General features: G+C 69.5%; 16 protein-coding genes and 2 pseudogenes. 12 read left to right on the top strand and 6 right to left on the bottom strand.

The window, feature by feature from the left end; genetic code table 11:
* The first annotated feature begins 154 nt into the window (after positions 1–154).
* On the top strand, positions 155–1,906 hold the full coding sequence (gene ctaD / locus Aco03nite_RS20960; RefSeq protein WP_203797081.1) for an aa3-type cytochrome oxidase subunit I: 1,752 nt from the start codon (positions 155–157) through the stop codon (positions 1,904–1,906).
* Between the two features lie 133 nt (positions 1,907–2,039).
* Positions 2,040–3,410 carry an MFS transporter gene (locus Aco03nite_RS20955; protein WP_203797080.1) on the top strand — a complete coding sequence of 457 codons (1,371 nt, stop codon included), beginning with the start codon at positions 2,040–2,042 and terminating at the stop codon, positions 3,408–3,410.
* 114 nt (positions 3,411–3,524) lie between these two features.
* Here Aco03nite_RS20955 and Aco03nite_RS20950 read toward each other — a convergent pair whose 3' ends face one another.
* The 4 genes from Aco03nite_RS20950 to Aco03nite_RS20935 all read right to left on the bottom strand — a co-directional run bounded on the left by Aco03nite_RS20950 (position 3,525) and on the right by Aco03nite_RS20935 (position 6,757).
* Positions 3,525–4,259 carry an RBBP9/YdeN family alpha/beta hydrolase gene (locus tag Aco03nite_RS20950; RefSeq protein ID WP_239145316.1) on the bottom strand — a complete coding sequence of 245 codons (735 nt, stop codon included), beginning with the start codon at positions 4,257–4,259 and terminating at the stop codon, positions 3,525–3,527.
* A 130-nt stretch (positions 4,260–4,389) separates the two neighbouring features.
* Positions 4,390–4,893: a GNAT family N-acetyltransferase gene (locus Aco03nite_RS20945; RefSeq protein WP_203797078.1), complete on the bottom strand. Its 504-nt coding sequence runs from the start codon at positions 4,891–4,893 to the stop codon at positions 4,390–4,392.
* A complete protein-coding gene (locus Aco03nite_RS20940) occupies positions 4,883–5,461 on the bottom strand; it encodes an isochorismatase family protein (RefSeq protein WP_203797077.1) in 579 nt (192 codons plus the stop codon). The genes Aco03nite_RS20945 and Aco03nite_RS20940 overlap by 11 nt, the downstream gene beginning before the upstream one ends.
* 9 nt (positions 5,462–5,470) lie before the next feature.
* Positions 5,471–6,757, bottom strand: a complete 1,287-nt coding sequence (locus Aco03nite_RS20935; RefSeq protein ID WP_203797076.1) for a nicotinate phosphoribosyltransferase — start codon at positions 6,755–6,757, stop codon at positions 5,471–5,473.
* An 85-nt stretch (positions 6,758–6,842) separates the two neighbouring features.
* Here Aco03nite_RS20935 and clpS point away from each other — a divergent pair, with 85 nt between their 5' ends.
* From clpS to Aco03nite_RS20910, 5 genes and pseudogenes are all read left to right on the top strand, one after another.
* A complete protein-coding gene (clpS, locus tag Aco03nite_RS20930) occupies positions 6,843–7,133 on the top strand; it encodes an ATP-dependent Clp protease adapter ClpS (protein WP_203797262.1) in 291 nt (96 codons plus the stop codon).
* Positions 7,134–7,181: 48 nt separating this feature from the next.
* Positions 7,182–7,682 carry a DUF2017 domain-containing protein gene (locus Aco03nite_RS20925; RefSeq protein ID WP_203797075.1) on the top strand — a complete coding sequence of 167 codons (501 nt, stop codon included), beginning with the start codon at positions 7,182–7,184 and terminating at the stop codon, positions 7,680–7,682.
* A 135-nt stretch (positions 7,683–7,817) separates the two neighbouring features.
* Positions 7,818–8,314 (top strand): annotated as a pseudogene (locus Aco03nite_RS20920) (M67 family metallopeptidase).
* A 54-nt stretch (positions 8,315–8,368) separates the two neighbouring features.
* Positions 8,369–8,686 (top strand): MoaD/ThiS family protein, encoded by a 318-nt coding sequence (locus Aco03nite_RS20915; RefSeq protein ID WP_203797073.1) that lies wholly within the window; start codon positions 8,369–8,371, stop codon positions 8,684–8,686.
* Positions 8,687–8,692: 6 nt separating this feature from the next.
* A complete protein-coding gene (locus Aco03nite_RS20910; protein ID WP_203797072.1) occupies positions 8,693–9,658 on the top strand; it encodes a PLP-dependent cysteine synthase family protein in 966 nt (321 codons plus the stop codon).
* Positions 9,659–9,747: 89 nt separating this feature from the next.
* Here the strand turns inward: Aco03nite_RS20910 and Aco03nite_RS20905 are convergent, their stop codons facing one another.
* On the bottom strand, positions 9,748–10,119 hold the full coding sequence (locus tag Aco03nite_RS20905) for a hypothetical protein (RefSeq protein WP_203797071.1): 372 nt from the start codon (positions 10,117–10,119) through the stop codon (positions 9,748–9,750).
* 303 nt (positions 10,120–10,422) lie between these two features.
* On the opposite strand from Aco03nite_RS20905, the gene Aco03nite_RS20900 reads away from it, so the two are divergent.
* The 4 genes from Aco03nite_RS20900 (at position 10,423) to rdgB (ending at position 13,833) form a co-directional block, all read left to right on the top strand.
* Entirely contained in the window at positions 10,423–11,169 is a 747-nt protein-coding gene (locus Aco03nite_RS20900) for an MBL fold metallo-hydrolase (protein WP_203797070.1), read from the top strand.
* Positions 11,170–11,235: 66 nt separating this feature from the next.
* Entirely contained in the window at positions 11,236–12,483 is a 1,248-nt protein-coding gene (locus Aco03nite_RS20895) for a glycosyltransferase (protein WP_203797069.1), read from the top strand.
* A gap of 10 nt (positions 12,484–12,493) precedes the next feature.
* Positions 12,494–13,222 (top strand): ribonuclease PH, encoded by a 729-nt coding sequence (gene rph / locus Aco03nite_RS20890; RefSeq protein ID WP_203797068.1) that lies wholly within the window; start codon positions 12,494–12,496, stop codon positions 13,220–13,222.
* Positions 13,219–13,833, top strand: coding sequence for an RdgB/HAM1 family non-canonical purine NTP pyrophosphatase (rdgB, locus tag Aco03nite_RS20885; protein WP_203797067.1), 615 nt, complete (start codon positions 13,219–13,221; stop codon positions 13,831–13,833). Before rph ends, rdgB begins: the two co-directional genes overlap by 4 nt.
* Before the next feature lie 6 nt (positions 13,834–13,839).
* Here the strand turns inward: rdgB and Aco03nite_RS20880 are convergent, their stop codons facing one another.
* On the bottom strand, positions 13,840–14,238 hold the full coding sequence (locus Aco03nite_RS20880) for a hypothetical protein (protein ID WP_203797066.1): 399 nt from the start codon (positions 14,236–14,238) through the stop codon (positions 13,840–13,842).
* Positions 14,239–14,348: 110 nt separating this feature from the next.
* Here Aco03nite_RS20880 and Aco03nite_RS20875 point away from each other — a divergent pair.
* Positions 14,349–15,452, top strand: a pseudogene (locus Aco03nite_RS20875) (ATP-binding protein); the annotation flags it as partial.
* Between the last annotated feature and the right edge of the window lie 72 nt (positions 15,453–15,524).

Here is a 15,524-nt window from a genome sequence, read left to right as displayed (position 1 = left end):
TCACCCCGCGACGGTCCAAAGACCGTGGGGGACTATTCTGCCACCCAGGTACGCCCGATCTTCGGGTAATGACGAAGAGCGGTCTTCGGGGTGACTCGGAGGACGAACTTCGGACAGACCCCGAGAGGGACGAACGAGACAACGGAGGCAATTCGTGACGACCGTTGCGCCGTCGCCGATCGCAACCCGGCCCTACCCAGTGCGGCGGCAGGTCAAGGGTTCGGCGTTTGCTCGGATTCTGCGCACGACGGACGCGAAGCAGATCGGGATCATGTACATGATCACGGCCTTCGTGTTCTACGTGCTCGGTGGTCTGATGGCGCTGCTGATGCGCGCAGAGCTGGCCCGTCCGGGCATGCAGCTGCTGTCGCCGGAGCAGTACAACCAGCTGTTCACCATGCACGGCACGATCATGCTGCTGTTCTTCGCGACACCGATCGTGTTCGCGTTCGGCAACTACGTCGTGCCGATCCAGATCGGCGCGCCGGACGTGTCGTTCCCGCGGCTGAACGCTTTCGCCTACTGGCTCTACCTCTTCGGTGGCCTGATCACCATCGGCGGGTTCCTGACCCCCGGCGGCGCGGCCGACTTCGGCTGGTTCGCCTACACCCCGCTGAGCAACAGCCTGCACTCACCCGGTGTCGGCGGGAACATGTGGGTCGTCGGCCTGGCCATCTCCGGTCTGGGCACGATCCTCGGCTCGGTCAACCTGATCACCACGATCCTGACCCTGCGGGCCCCGGGCATGACCATGTTCCGGATGCCGATCATGTGCTGGAACATGCTGGTCACCGCGCTGCTCGCGGTCATGGTCTTCCCGTTCCTGGCGGCCGCGCTCTTCGCGCTCGCCGCCGACCGTGTCCTCGGCGCCCACGTCTTCGACGTGGCGACCGGCGGCCCGATGCTGTGGCAGCACCTCTTCTGGTTCTTCGGTCACCCCGAGGTGTACATCATCGCCCTGCCGTTCTTCGGCATCATCACCGAGGTCGTCCCGGTCTTCAGCCGCAAGCCGGTCTTCGGCTACAAGGGCCTGGTCGCCGCGACGCTGCTGATCGGCGCCCTGTCGATGTCGGTGTGGGCGCACCACATGTTCGCCACCGGCCAGGTGCTGCTGCCGTTCTTCAGCTTCCTGAGCTTCCTGATCGCGGTCCCGACGGGCATGAAGTTCTTCGTCTGGATCGGCACGATGTGGCGCGGCCAGATCAGCTTCGAGGCGCCGATGCTCTTCGCGGTCGGCTTCATGGTGACGTTCCTCTTCGGTGGTCTCTCCGGCGTGCTGCTCGCGGCCCCGCCGATCGACTTCCACGTCTCCGACTCGTACTTCGTCATCGCGCACTTCCACTACGTGCTCTTCGGCACGATCGTGTTCGCGGTGTTCTCCGGCATCTACTTCTGGTTCCCGAAGATGTTCGGCCGGATGCTCGACGAGAAGCTCGCGAAGGTGCACTTCTGGCTCACCATGATCGGCTTCCACGGCACGTTCCTGGTCCAGCACTGGCTGGGCACCAAGGGCATGCCGCGGCGGTACGCCGACTACCTGCCGGACGACGGGTTCACCTTCCTGAACACCTTCTCCACGATCGGCTCGTTCATCCTCGGCCTGTCGACGCTGCCGTTCCTCTACAACGTGTGGAAGTCGTACAAGGTCGGCAAGGTCGTGAACGCCGACGACCCGTGGGGCCACGGCAACTCGCTCGAGTGGGCCACCACCAGCCCGCCGCCGCTGCGTAACTTCGACCGCATGCCGCGGATCCGCTCCGAGCGGCCGGCCTTCGACCTGAAGTTCCCGGAGCTCGCCGCGGGTCACTCGCTCGCCGGACCGCCGGAGGGTGGCGCCCGGCCGCTCACCTCCGAATCCGACGGTGGCGCGACCTACCAGGAAGACGTCAGCGACAACAAGCACTGACGGATCCGCTCGACGCACGGCCCGCACTCCTGAGGAGTGCGGGCCGTTTGCGTTCCTGCTCACAGCGGGCTTTTTCCAGTGGAGTTTCGCCGGGCCCGGCGCGCACTATGAGCAGCGGAGGTCAGGATCCGAAATGCTGCTCACGCCTTACCGCGAAACACTCGCGTTACCGAAGATCACGTCGTTGCTGGTAGTGGCCACGCTGGCCCGGGTGCCGATCGCGGCGGCCACCGTGGTGCTCACTCTGCACGTGGTCTCCGGGCTGGGCCTTTCGTACGGTGCTGCCGGTCTGGTCGGCGCCGCGTCCACCCTCGGCGGCTCCGTCGGCGCGCCGGTGATGGGGCGGCTCGTCGACCGGTGGGGGCTGCGGCCGGTGCTGGTCCTGACCACGATCGCCGAGGTCGTCTACTGGCTGGTGGCGCAGGCCCTGCCGTACTGGGTGCTTCTCCCCACCGCCGCGATCGGCGGCTTCCTCGCCCTGCCCGCGTTCTCGGTGGCCCGGCAGGCGATCGCCGCGCTCACCCCCGAGTCGCACCGGCTGCCCGCGTTCGCGCTGGATTCGGTGACCACCGAGATCTCGTTCATGGCCGGCCCGGCCCTCGGCGTCCTGATCGTCACCACCGGCGGCTCGCGTCCCGCCATGCTCGCCCTGGCCGCCGGCATCCTGCTCGCCGGTGTCGGCCTGTGGCTGCTGAACCCGCCGGTCCGGGCCGCCCACGAGGCGCCGGTCGCCAGCGGTGAGCGGGTGCCCCGCAGCAGCTGGCTCAAGCCCCGGTTCGTCGCGATCCTGGCCGTCACGATGGCCGCCACCCTGGTCCTGTCCGGCACCGACGTGGCGGTGGTCGCCGCGCTGCGGGCCTCCGGCGAGGTCGAGTGGGCCGGTCTGGTGCTGGCGATGTGGGCGTTCTTCTCACTGATCGGCGGTTTCCTCTACGGCACCGTCCGCCGCGGCCTGCCGATCCTGGTCATCTTCACACCGATGGCGCTGCTGACCATCCCGGTCGGCCTCGGCGGCGACCACTGGTGGCTGCTGGCCCTGCTGCTGGCCCCGGCCGGCGCCCTGTGCGCCCCGACCATCACCGCCAGCTCCGACGCGATCAGCCGGATGATCCCCGCCGCCGCCCGCGGCGAGGCGATGGGCATGCACAACTCGGCCCTGACCGTCGGCGTGGCCCTCGGGGCCCCGCTGGCGGGCCTAGCGATCGACCATTGGGGCCCGGCGTGGGGGTTTGTGGCCGTCGGCTCGGTGGGCGTCCTGGTGGCTCTCCTGGTCCTCCCGGCCGAGCTACGCCGTCGCCGCAACGCCCCACCCGAGTCACCCACCGACCCCACCGACGACACGGTGCCTGGCGGTGCCATCGTGCCCGGCGGAGTCGCTGTGCCTGGCGGTGTCGCCGTCTCCGGCGGTGACAGCGGCGCGGTCGTGGGCGCGGTCCCGGTTCAGCGGGCTGCGGTCGCCCACGCCGAGCCGACGGCCGCCCTGCGCTCCGAAGCCAAGCACTGACCCGGGTTGGCGGTTGACCCGAGCTGCTGGCTGACCTGAGGTGCTGGTCGGCTCGGGTTGCCGATTGGCCTGCGGTGCTGGTTGGCCCGGGTTGCTGGCCTCCCGGGTGTGGAGCTATCTGGATTCGAGCGGGGCACCCGTCAGCGACCAGTTGAGGATCGCGGGCCAGGGGCCGTAACCGGCGTCCATGTCCAGATGGGCCTGGCCGGGAAGGACCGTGGTGGGGATGCCCAGCGGTTCGCCGTAGATCGTTGCCGCGCCGCCGGGGCAGTACGGGTCGTTGTCGGCGGCTACCAGATGGGTCTTCGTGGCGGCAGCGGCGAGCTGGGTGGCGGTCACGAACGGGGTGCTCGTGGAGATCTGCCCGGTCGGGACGGTTGGTGGAGCGAAACCGGCGATCTCCCGGTGGCTCGCGGTGATCGAAGGGGACGGCGGTGCCACCAGCAGGACCCGGCCGGCCCGGACCGGCACCCGGCCCCGGGCTGCGGCATGTAGCCAGAGCAGGCAGCTCAGGCTGTGAGCGATCACGGTCAGCTCCGACCCGGGATCCAGCGACACGGCCGAGCCGTCCGGCTTCCGGTCCCAAGGCCCGGTCGGGCTTACCGGTTCCCGGTCTGGAGGCGTGACCGGGTGAGCCGAATCCCGGTCCTGAGGCGCGGGGGAGTGGGCGGCGGCCTTGACGTGGGTGCTCAGTTCGGTGAGCCAGACGTCGAGGACGGGCTCGTCGGGGTCGGGCAGTTGGGGGTGGACGACCTCGTGGCCGGCCGCCCGTAGTTCGGTGGCCAGCCAGTGCTGCCAGTGGCCGGTCGGGCGCCTGTTCTGCCAGCCGTGCAGCAGGAGGAAGCTCATGGCCGACAAGTCGATCATGTGGAGTGCCGGCGCGCCATCGACCGTCCGCTCACTTCACCCGGGGATCAGAACTCCAGGTTCATGACGTGCGGGCCACCCCGATCGACCGTCCGCTCACCTCACCCGGGGATCAGAATTCCTGGTACATGACGTGCAGGCCGACCCGGCCGTGGGTGGGGTGCTCGAACGAGCGAGGAACGGTGCCGACGATCTGGAAGCCCTCACGCTGGTAGAGGGCCACCGCGGACGTGTTGGTCTCCACCACCGCGTTGAACTGCATGCCGGCGAAACCCGCCGACCGGGCCCAGGACAGCGCGTCCCGGCACAGGGCGGTGCCGACACCACGACCGCGGGCCCCGGCCGCCACCATGAAACTCGCGGTGGAGACGTGGGCGCCCCGGCCGGGACGGTTGGCGGACATCTTGGCGGTTCCGGCGATCTCACCGTCCAGGAGCGCCACCACGGTACGGCCGGGTGGGCGCTCGATCCACATGTCGCGGGCCGATCCGGAGGTCATCGCCGGGTCGTACGGCATGGTCTCCCCGGTCGTCACCACCTCGCTGAGGATGGGCCAGACCGCGGGCCAGTCGGCGTCCGTGACCGGCCGGATCGTGACGGTGGGATCAGGCGTCAACGACGGGCTCCCCGGTGACCTCGACGGCCGCGGACCGCAGCTGCTCCAGGGCGGCGTCGGTGGTGGCCCGGGCCACCCCGGCGGTCAGTTCCAGCAGCACGGTGGTGCTGAATCCCTCGGTGGCGGCGTCCAGCGCCGTCGCCCGTACGCAATGGTCGGTGGCGATCCCGACGACCTCGACCTCGGTGACCCCCTTGGCCCGCAGCCACCCGGCGAGGGTTTCGCCGTCCGTGCCGTGACCTTCGAAGCCGGAGTAGGCCGCGGTGTATTCACCCTTGTGGAAGACCGCCTCGATCCGGTCGGTGACCAGCTCGGGGTGGAAGTCGGAACCGGTCGACTCGGCGACGCAGTGCACCGGCCACGAGTCCACGTAGTCGGGGGTGTCGCTGAAGTGGCTGCCGGGATCGATGTGCCAGTCCTTGGTGGCGACCACGTGGTCCCACCGGTCACCGGCCTTGTCGAGCACCAGCGAGATGCCCTTGGCGACGGCCGCGCCCCCGGCCACCGCCAGGGAGCCGCCTTCGCAGAAGTCGTTCTGCACGTCCACGATGATCAGCGCGCGTGACATGAAAGCCCCCTATGCGGTGGGAACGATGACGACGGGGATGGCCGGGTCGCCCGCGGAGAGCTTGAGACCCTCCCACGGGATCGAGATCAGATTCTGCCGGAGGTGGTCGCGGGACTCCTGGAGACTGGGCGAGTCCTGCACCTCACCGTCGGCGATCCAGGAGCGCTGGAGCATCCGGTCGTTGGTCTGGTGATCCGGCACACCCTGCGAGTAGATGATCTCCTCGGTGGCGGTGCCGGTGGGCTTGTGCCGGCGGATCGCGGTCTTGCGGCCGCCGACGGTCGCCTTGTTCTCCGAGCGCTTGACGACCGGGCGGCCGTCGACCTCGACGAGTTTGTAGACCAGGCTGGCGGTGGGCGCGCCGGAACCGGTGACCACGGCGGTGCCGGCCCCGTAGATGTCGACCGGCTCGGCGGCCAGGGTGGCGATCGAGTACTCGTCCATGTCACCCGAAACGATGATCTTGGTCTCGGTGGCGCCGAGCGAATCCAGCAGCTCCCGGGAGTGCCCGGCCAGCACGGACAGGTCACCGGAGTCGATCCGGACGGCCCGCAGGTCCGGCCCGGCGACCGCGATCGCGTTGCGGATGCCCTGACTGATGTCGTACGTGTCGACGAGCAGCGTCGTGTTCTTCCCGAGCGCCGCGACCTGCGAGGCGAACGCGGCCGGCTCGTCGTCGTGCAGCAGCGTGAACGCGTGCGCCGAGGTGCCGGTGGTGGGGATCCCGTACGCCCGGCCGGCGGCCAGGTTCGAGGTCGACGCGAACCCGGCCAGGTAGGCGGCCCGGGCGGCGGCCACCGCGGCGTGCTCGTGGGTGCGCCGTGAGCCCATCTCGATGATCGGGCGCCCGCGGGCGGCGGTGACCATCCGGGCCGCGGCGGCGGCGATCGCACAGTCGTGGTTGAGCACCGACAGGATCAGCGTCTCCAGCACCACGCACTCGGCGAAGCCGCCGGAGACGGTCAGGATCGGCGAGCCGGGGAAGAAGAGCTCGCCCTCGGCGTAGCCCTCGATGTCGCCGGTGAACCGGTAGCCGGCCAGCCATTTCGCGGTCGTCTCGTTGACGATGCCGGCCGATTTCAGGAACTCGATGTCGCCGGCCTCGAAGCGGAACTCGCGGATCAGCTCGATCAGCCGGGCGGTGCCGGCCACCACGCCGTAGCGCCTGCCGGTGGGCAATCGACGGGCGAAGACCTCGAACACGCAGGCACGGTCCGCGGTGCCGTCCCGCAGCGCGGCGCTGATCATGGTCAGCTCGTACTGGTCGGTCATCAGAGCGGGCGTGATGGTCTCCACGAGAACACCCTACGACGCGGCGACTGACCTGCGGTTCGCAGCACCGGTTCACCGGTTCGGCGAATCCGGTGGCAACATGGGGGGCATGGCGTTGCCTCAGGTTGCTCCCGTCGAGACGCCGGAGATTCAGGAAGTACCGGAAGAGGACCGGCCGTGGGTGACCATCGTCTGGGACGACCCGGTGAACCTCATGTCGTACGTGACCTGGGTGTTCCAGAAGCTCTTCGGATACAGCAAGGAAAAGGCCGAGAGGCTGATGATGGACGTGCACACGAAAGGAAAGGCGGTGGTCTCCATCGGTGCTCGTGAGCGCATGGAGATGGACGCCAACCAACTGCACGGATACGGTCTCTGGGCCACGGTCGACCGGGGTTGACCGTCGACCGGTCGCCGGCCGGTCCCGACAATCGGGTGGGGAAAGAAGATGTTCCGACGCAGCGGTGGCCAGTGTGTCGCCACATTCGCGCACGACGAGGTGCGAGTTCTGCGGAAGGTGGCCGCCGAGGTGGTCGGGCTGCTGACCGACGGGATGGATCACACCGATCCGGTGGTGTCCCGCCTCTTCCCGGACATCTATCCCGACCGGCCGGACGACTCGCAGGAGTTCCGCCTCTACACCGAGGGCGATCTCAAGACCGGCAAGATCGACCAGGCCGGCGCGATCCTTGCGGCCCTTCCCGACGAGGGTGAGGGTGAGGTACGTCTGGACGGAGAGGCCGCCGAGGCCTGGCTCCGCGCGATCAACGACGCCCGCCTCGCCATGGGCACCCGCCTGGAGATCGCGGCCGACACCGATCTGGGCGAGGAGCTGGACAACGCGGTGATCGACGATCCGGGGTCCAGCCGGGTGTTCCAGCTGTCGGTCTACGCGTACCTCGGTTATCTGCAGGAGTCGCTGCTCAACGCGCTTCCGGAGATCAAGTGAGTGAAGTTTGTTCGCGACTCACCTTGACCCCGGCAAAGGGTGAGCCGAAAGGCTGCATTCCCACCGTCGCGAACGAACTTCATTGTGTGAACCGCCACTCTGGGTGTGCTCAATTCTCACGGTAATGTGAACGACGTGCTGACCATCGACCGAGCGATCATCGACGCGATCGTCGTCCACGCCCGCCGGGACCACCCGGACGAGGCCTGTGGTGTCGTCGCCGGCCCGATCGGCCAGGACGTGCCGGCCCGGCTGATCCCGATGGACAACGCCGCCCGCTCGATGACCTTCTACGAGTTCGACTCGATGGAGCAGCTCCGGGTCTGGCGGGAGATGGACGATCGCGACGAGGAGCCGGTGGTCATCTACCACTCGCACACCGCGACCGAGGCCTATCCGTCCCGCACCGACGTGTCGTTCGCCGGTGAGCCGGGTGCGCACTATCTCCTCGTCTCGACCCGTGAGCCGGATTCCGAGGAGATCCGCTCGTTCCGTATCGTGGACGGTGTGGTGACCGAGGAAGAGGTCAACATCGTGGATGCGACGGTGAAGGCGTGATTTCCACAGCTGTGCAGTCGTACATGTTCGGGCAGAGCCCGGCGTCGGTCTTCTACGAGTGTCGCCGCCGGTAAGGCGAGGCTCGACCGACCGTTTTCTCCGTACGACCTCTTTTGGAGTGACCTGCCATGGCTATCGAAGTTCGCATCCCCACCATCCTGCGCAACTACACCGGCGGCGCCAAGATCGTCGAGGGCTCCGGTGACACCCTCGCCGCCCTGATCGACGACCTGGACTCGCGGCACAGCGGCCTCAAGGGCCGGCTGATCACGCCCGAGGGCGGCCTGCACCGCTTCGTGAACATCTACGTCAACGACGAGGACGTCCGGTTCCTCGGCGCGCTCGAGGCCAAGGTCAAGGACGGCGACTCGCTCACCATCCTGCCCGCCGTCGCGGGTGGCGCCCTGGGCTTCGCGGCTGCCGCCGCGCTCGTCGGCGGCCGGTAAGCATTCATGGCTCGTTACGAGAGCCTGCTGGACGCGTGCGGGGGCACGCCGCTCGTCGGCCTGCCCCGGCTCTCCCCGGCGGTGCCCGAGGGGGCGCCGCCGGTGCGGCTCTGGGCCAAGCTGGAGGACCGCAACCCGACCGGCAGCATCAAGGACCGTGCCGCGCTGTTCATGGTGCGCGAGGCCGAGGAGTCCGGGCACCTGCGGCCCGGTGACACGATCCTCGAGCCGACCAGCGGCAACACCGGTATCGCCCTGGCCATGGTGGCCAAGCTGCGGGGGTACCGGGTGGTCTGCGTGATGCCGGAGAACGTGTCGGCCGAGCGCACCCAGCTGCTCCGGATGTACGGCGCGGAGATCATCTTCTCGCCGGCCGCCGGAGGCTCCAACCAGGCGGTGGCGACGGCCAAGCAGATCGCCGCCGAGCACCCGGACTGGAAGATGCTGTTCCAGTACGGCAATCCGGCCAACGCCCGCGCGCACTACGAGACCACCGGTCCGGAGCTGCTGCACGACCTGCCCACGATCACGCACTTCGTGGCCGGGCTGGGCACCACCGGCACGCTGATGGGCACCGGCCGGTTCCTGCGGGAGAAGGTCGACGGCATCCAGATCATCGCCGCCGAGCCGCGGTACGGCGAGCTGGTCTACGGGCTGCGCAACATCGACGAGGGTTATGTCCCGGAGCTGTACGACGCTTCGGTGCTGACCAGGCGGTTCTCGGTCGGCACGCGGGACGCGGTGTTGCGTACCCGGCAATTGATCGAGGTTGAGGGGATCTTCGCGGGCTTCTCCACGGGAGCGGTGCTGCATGCCGCGCTCGCGGTGGCGCACGAGGCGGTCAAGGCCGGCAACCGGGCCGACGTCGCCTTCGTGGTGCCGGACGCCGGGTGGAAATACCTGTCGACCGGCGCTTACGGCGGCACCTTGAACGAAGCGGAAGAGGCCCTCGAAGGCCAACTCTGGGCCTGACCGGCTCAGCGCGGCAGGCCTGACCGCTCAGTGCGCTGGCCGCGACGGGTAGGACCGCTCAGTGCGCCGGCCGCGAGGGGTGGGGCGGCTCAGTGGGTCAGGGCGACCCAGACGTTCGCGGCCATCGGCGGGGCCGCGGTCAGCAGTAGCAGCCAGGGCAGGGCCCGGCGGTGGAGCGAGAGGAACGCGCCCACCACCGGGCCGACGCTCAGCAGGGTCAGTCCGGCCAGCGCCGGCAGGTACCAGCCGGGCGCCCCGGTGAAGACGGCCACCACCGCGTAGAGGCCGACCGCCACCCCGCAGACGCCGAGGGCCGTGCCGTACACCGCGATGATCAACATCTGGGCGTCGCCGGGTGGCGGATCGTCCGGCGCGGGGAAGCGGAAGACCGGGATCGGCTCTTCGACCGGAGGGTCCACGAACACCGGCGCCGAGGGCCGGGCATGCTCGACGACGGTCACATCGGCTCCAACCGTTGATCTTCGGACTATTCACCCTGAGCAACGCGGGTGGATCACCGGACGTGACGGTGCAAAGGTGATGAGCCAGGTCATCGGGGCTGTGATGTGCGTTGTCGATTTGACGACAAATCGATCAGTTGTTTACCTCAGGCGCTGGTCGCGGCGTACGCTTCGCTCCGTGATTGACTGGTCTGACAAGTCCGGCGAGGACCGGTCGGCTGGGGTATGGGCGACCCAGAATGTGATGACGGCTGGGGCGTGGGCGACCCAGATCGTGATCCAGTGTGAGCCAGAGGGATCCGGATGCGACTAACCGTTCTCGGTTGTGCCGGCAGTTTCCCCGGCCCCGAGTCGGCGTGTTCGGCTTACCTCATCGAGGCCGACGGTTTCCGGCTCCTGATCGACTTCGGTTCCGGTGCGCTCTCCGCGCTGCAGCGGTACTCGGACATGCGGCGCGTCGACGCCATCCTTCTCTCGCACCTGCACTGCGACCACATGCTGGACGCGTGCACCTACGTCGTGGTGCGCCGCTACGACCCGGCCGGGCCACTGCCGCCGGTGCCGGTCTACGCCCCGCTGGGCGCGGCCGAGCGGATCGCCGCCGCCTACAGCACCGAGGGCGAGCCGGTCGACGACGTCTACACCTTCTACGGCCTGCAGCCGGGCACGTTCCCGATCGGCCCGCTGACGATCACCGTGGACCGGGTCAACCATCCGGTGGAGACGTACGGGGTGCGGATCGAGCACAACGGCCGGGTGCTGGCCTACTCGTCGGACACGGCGCCCTGTGAGGCGCTGCTGCGACTGGCCGCCGGAGCTGATCTCTTCCTGTGTGAGGCGAGTTACCAGGACGGTGTGGCGAACCCGCCTGACCTGCACCTGACCGGCGGCGAAGCGGGTGAGGCGGCGACCAAGGCCGATGTGGGCAGACTCCTGTTGACCCATCTCGTCCCGGCTTGGGCGAGTGAGGCATCTATTGTGGAAGCGGCCACCGCGGCCTATGCGGGACCGGTCGAAGTCGTCCGTCCCGGCGCCAGATACGATCTCTGAGCCGGTGCGGGGGAGCAGAATCGGCTCGAACCGCCGCGCCACGTGTCGTGACCTTGGAGTTGTTGCATGCGTATCGTTCGCCTGGCCAACTTCGTCACGGTTCACACCGGCGGCCTGCGGACGGCGTTGCGGCAGCTCGGCCGGGGTTACGAGGCGGCCGGGCACGAGGCGGTCCTGGTCATTCCGGGGCGGCGCTACTCGGACAAGATGACCAAGCAGGGCCGGGTCATCACGCTGCCCAGCGCCCCGCTGCCACGCACCGGCGGTTATCGCGTGCTGGCCGGCCGCCGCGAGCTGATCAAACTCCTCGACGGGCTGGAACCGGACCGGATCGAGGTCTCCGACCGCACCACCCTGCGCTGGACCGGTGACTGGGCCCGTCGGCGCGGCGTGCGGTCGATGATGGTCTCGCACGAGAGCCTGGCCGGTCTGCTCGGCGTCTGGGGCATGCCGAAACGCGACGCGCTCGCCGACACCTTCAACCGGCGGACCGCGGAGGCGTTCGACACGATCGTCTGCACCACCTCGTTCGCGGCCGAGGAGTTCCGCCGGATCGGGGTGCCCAACCTGGTCGAGGTGCCGCTCGGCGTCGACCTCAAGCTCTTCCACCCCGGCAAGATGGACGTCGCGGTCCGCGCGCGGTATGCGCGGCCCGACGAGCTGCTGCTGGTCTACTGCTCCCGGCTGTCCGCGGCGAAACGGCCCGAGCTGGCCGTCGACACGGTCGCCGCGCTGCGCAACGGCAAGGTTCCGGCGGTGCTGGTGATGGCGGGCGACGGGACGCGGCGGACCGCCCTGGCGTACCGCGGCGCTCGTCTTCCGGTCCGTTTCGCCGGGCACATCTCCGAGCGCCCGGCGGTGGCGGCTCTGCTGGCCAGCGCCGACGTGGTGCTGTCGCCGGGCCCGGTGGAGACGTTCGGCCTGACCACCCTGGAGTCGATGGCCTGCGGGACACCCGTGGTGGTCAACGAGCAGAGCGCGCTGCCCGAGGTGGTCGGGGACGGCGGCGTGGCGGTGCCCGGGACGGCCGAGGCGTTCGCCGACGCGGTCAGCGGGCTGATGGAACGACCCCGGGTGGAGCGCCGCGGCGCGGCCCGGGCCCAGGCCGAGAAGTACGGGTGGCCCAAGTCGGTCGAGGGGTTCCTGCGGGCCCACGAGGCGATCCCGGCGCTCGGCACGTCCCCGGCGTCGGCTCTGATCCGGCCCGCGGTGCCCTCCCCGACCTACTTGAACGGGGTGCCCGCACCGCGCCGGATGAACAATCCGGGACGCGAAGCCGGGGCGGACGAAGCCGGCGCGCCCCGTTACGCATAGGGTTGGGGGCATGGCACGTCCCGACGGCCGCACGGCCGACCAGCTGCGACCGGTGACTCTGACCCGGCACTGGAGCATCCACCCCGAGGGTTCGGTTCTGGTGGAGTTCGGCAACACCCGGGTGTTGTGCACCGCGAGCGTCACCGAGGGGGTTCCCCGCTGGCGCAAGGGGTCCGGCCTCGGCTGGGTCACCGCGGAGTATGCGATGCTGCCCCGCGCCACCAACACCCGAGGCGACCGGGAGAGCGTCAAGGGCAAGGTCGGTGGGCGTACCCAGGAGATCTCCCGCCTGATCGGCCGCAGCCTGCGCGCCTGCATCGACCTCAAGGCGCTCGGGGAGAACTCGATCGTTCTCGACTGCGACGTGCTCCAGGCCGACGGCGGCACCCGGACCGCTTCGATCACCGGGGCCTATGTGGCGCTGCACGACGCGGTCACCTGGCTGGCCGGGCGCAAGGCGCTGGCCGGCAAGGTCGACAAGGTGCTGCACACCTCGATCCAGGCGATCAGCGTCGGCATGTTCGACGGTGAGGCCCGCCTCGACCTGGACTACGAGGAGGACGTCGCCGCCGCCGTCGACATGAACGTGGTGTGCACCGGCAACGGCGACTTCGTCGAGGTGCAGGGCACCGGGGAGAACGGGGTGTTCCGCCGGGCCGAGCTGGACGCCATGCTCGACCTGGGTGTGGCCGGCTGCGCCGAGCTCGCGATCCTGCAGCAGAAGGCCCTGGCCGCGTGACCGCCCGGCTGCTTCTCGCGACCGCCAACAAGAAGAAGCTCGTCGAGCTGCAGCGCATCCTGGACGCCGCGCTCGGTGTCGCCCAGATCGAGCTGGTCGGCCTCGGTGACTTCCCGGACTACCCGGACGTCCCCGAGACCGGTCTGACGTTCGGGGAGAACGCGCTGATCAAGGCCCGGGAAGGCGCCAAGCGCACCGGGCTGGCCACGGTCGCCGACGACTCCGGCATCGCGGTGAACGCGCTGAACGGCATGCCCGGCGTCTTCAGCGCCCGCTGGTCCGGCAAGCACGGCGACGACCAGGCCAACCTCGACCTGGTGCTGGCCCAGATCTCCGACGTGGCCGACGAGCAGCGGGGCGGTGCGTTCGTGTGCGCCGCCGCGCTGGTTCTGCCGAACGGGCGCGAGCACCTGGTCGAGGGCCGCCAGACCGGCCGGCTGCTGCGCGGCCGGCGCGGTGCGGGCGGCTTCGGTTACGACCCGATCTTCATCGGGGACGGCCAGGAGCGGACCAACGCCGAACTGAGCCCGGCCGAGAAGGACGCCATCAGCCACCGGGGCAAGGCGTTCCGCGAGTTGGCCAAGGTCATCGCGAAGGAACTGCCCCGGTAATCCCGGTCATTCGCGGACCATCGTCAGCAGACGGTCCAGCACACGCTCGTCGCGGCCCAGGCCGTCGTGGGCGTACTCGTTGGTGATCCACGGCCGCTGGCCCTTGATGGCGGCGGCCGTGGCCACCGACATCTCTCGGTCGACGTACATGACGTCGTAGTAGATCGCGGCCGCGACCGGGACCTCGTTGGCGGCCAGCCGCGCCGGGTCGTAGAGGGCCGGCCAGTCCGTTCGCGCGGCCAGCGCGTCCGCCGCCGCGGCCAGCGGGACCAGCGCCGGGTCCTCCTCGAACTGCCACGGGTAGATCATCTCGCCGGTGAACCGGACCGGGCCGGCGCCGTCCAGGTCGAGGGGGACGTCCAGGGTGTGCTCGACGAAGACGAGCCCGGAGTGACGATGGATCATCCCCGTGAGCCTGCCCCATCGACCACCACCGGCATTCCTCACCGTCGCGGAATGAAGGCCGACGCCGCCGCAAAACGAAAGGCAAGGGCTCCGCAGATCGAAAGAGTGAAGAGCGTCGCGACCTCGACCGCGAGCCGGACCGGGCCGCGGCGAAGGCCGATCCGACCGGCTTCGTCGCGTTCGACGATCTCATGGTGATCGATGAGATCCAGCGGTTCCCCGAGCTGCTCCTGGCGATCAAGGTGTCGGTCGACGAGGATCCACGGCCGGGCCGGTTCCTGCTGACCGGGTCGTCCAGCCTGTTCGGGCTGCGCGGTGCGCCCGACGCGCTGCCCGGCCGGATGGAGACCGTCGAGTTGTGGCCGTTCTCGCAGGGCGAGATCGACAGGACACCGGACCGGTTCATCGACGAGGTCTTCGCCCGGGGCCCGGAGTTCCGCCACGAGTCCACGGTGACCCGGGCCGACTACGCGGCCCGCATCGTCCGGGGTGGGCTGCCCGAGGCGGTGGCCCGGTCCGACGCCCGCCGGCGCGGCAGGTTCCTCGACGGCTACGTCCAGGCCCTGATCGACAGGGACGTGCGCGAGCTGGCCCGGATCGAGCAGGCCCCGCAACTGCGGACCCTGATCCGGCTGCTGGCCGCCCGGTCGGCGACCCTGATCGTGCCCGGGGCCCTGGAATCGGACCTGGGGCTGAGCCGGCCCACCATCGCGCGGTACATGCAGTTGATCGAAGAGGTCTTCCTGATCAAACGGATCCCCGGCTGGTCCCGCAATCTCGGCAGCCGGGCCACCCATGCGCCGAAACTGGTCTTCGTCGACTCCGGCATCGCCGCCCAGCAGCTCGCCGTCGATCCGCACGCCCTGCTGCGCCCGGGGCAGCCGTTCGGCCCGCTGCTGGAGGGTTTTGTCATCGCCGAGCTGGCGCGGCAGGTCACCTGGTCCGAGCAGGTGGTCGACCTCTACCACTACCGGGACCAGAACAAGGTCGAGGTCGATGTCATCCTGGAGAACCGGCAGCGCCAGGTCGTCGCGATCGAGGTCAAAGCCGCCTCTTCGGTACGGTCCGACGACTTCTCCGGTCTGCGCAAGATCGCCGCCCGGCTCGGTGACGACCTGGTCGCCGGGATCGTCCTCTACACCGGGACCAGCACGTTGTCGTTCGGCGACCGGATGCGCGCGGTCCCGGTCAGCGCCCTCTGGCAGGCGGGTTGACCCGTTCCGCGGCCGAGGAGCGGGCGGGTTGACCTGTTCCGCGGCCGAGGAGCGGGCGGGTTGACCTGTTCC

It is taken from the genome of Actinoplanes couchii (assembly GCF_016862075.1).
Taxonomy (GTDB): Bacteria; Actinomycetota; Actinomycetes; order Mycobacteriales; family Micromonosporaceae; genus Actinoplanes; species Actinoplanes couchii.
This window is presented reverse-complemented; position numbering and strand designations above follow the sequence as displayed.